Consider the following 1089-nt stretch of genomic DNA (forward strand, 5'->3'; position numbering starts at 1 on the left):
ACAGCCAACGCTACGCACTTTTTGTGTTACTCGCTGCGCTCAAACATTAACACAAAAAGCGCTCCGCGCTGGCTGCGCCTGCGCTGGGCGTTACGTTTCATCCAGAGCTAGTTTCAGATGAATGTTGAAGTATTTGGTGATAGAGATTTTATAAAGTCTGTCCTCAATTCGGATGGCATATGGATTCTTATGGCTGGCAAAGCCGTATTTATGCTAGAGGCTAAGAATGAAAATGCACTTCCTGTCTGGGTATCGAAAGACAGTGCACAAAAATTTTTAGAGGGCCTGGAAGTTCAAAATCTGTCACCTGCCTTTGTCCCGCTAAATAATTTTTTCGGGGCGGCCTGTCTGGGAACAGAGGGCGCAAAGTTTGCCGAGGTGCTCGCGGCACCAGTTCATGGGCGCGTCCCATTGGTTTATTCGGTTAGCGAACTCCGTGCAAAACTCAAAACGTAACAAGCAGCGGCAGAGCGACAGCCAACGCTACGCACCTTTTGTGTTACTCGCTGGCGCTCAAACAATAACACAAAATGCGCTCCGCGCTGGCTGCGCCTGCGCTGGGCGTTAAGCGTCAAGGAAGAATTGTGGTCAAAAAAGAAGATTGGAAAGTTAAAAATTTACCAATCGAAAGGGAAGATTTGGGCTATTCCAATTTTTTCTGGGATTCAGATGCCGAAAAAATAATGAGCGGCCACTTACCAACGAGTATGGACGATAAGTGGTTTGTATACTCAGAGAATGGGTGGGTTTATTTTGTTCGAAGCTGGACCGGGCATTACATTTTTGCCTTCCAACTTACAGGGTCCTCCGCCGGAGGTTCAAGGGTGATTTCAAGCTGGGTAAACACTAACCCTGAACAATATCGCTCGCAAAGCCGAGAAAGTGATGTGCAGCTACTAAACGATGTTATTAGTTCCACCTTCGGCATCTAGGGCTGCGCTTAACAAGGCCGGGCAGTTTGCTCCGGGCCTGCGGCCCTCCGCGGGACAGCTTACCTTGTGGTGCGCCGAGCAAAGCTCAGGCGCAGGGGATGTTGATCGACAAGGAGGATGATTAACGGAAACTGTGCGTTGGTTTCCCGTGGGTGCA

Annotated in this window: 2 protein-coding genes; both read left to right on the plus strand. The window is 49.3% G+C overall.

Annotated elements, in window-relative coordinates:
• The first annotated feature begins 117 nt into the window (after positions 1–117).
• Complete coding sequence (locus FDY93_RS19250; protein WP_138237381.1) at positions 118–456, plus strand: DUF2750 domain-containing protein; 339 nt, start codon at positions 118–120, stop codon at positions 454–456.
• A gap of 74 nt (positions 457–530) precedes the next feature.
• On the plus strand, positions 531–932 hold the full coding sequence (locus tag FDY93_RS19255; protein WP_138237382.1) for a hypothetical protein: 402 nt from the start codon (positions 531–533) through the stop codon (positions 930–932).
• Positions 933–1089: the final 157 nt, after the last annotated feature.

It is taken from the genome of Microbulbifer harenosus, from assembly GCF_005771435.1.
Lineage (GTDB): Bacteria > Pseudomonadota > Gammaproteobacteria > Pseudomonadales > Cellvibrionaceae > Microbulbifer > Microbulbifer harenosus.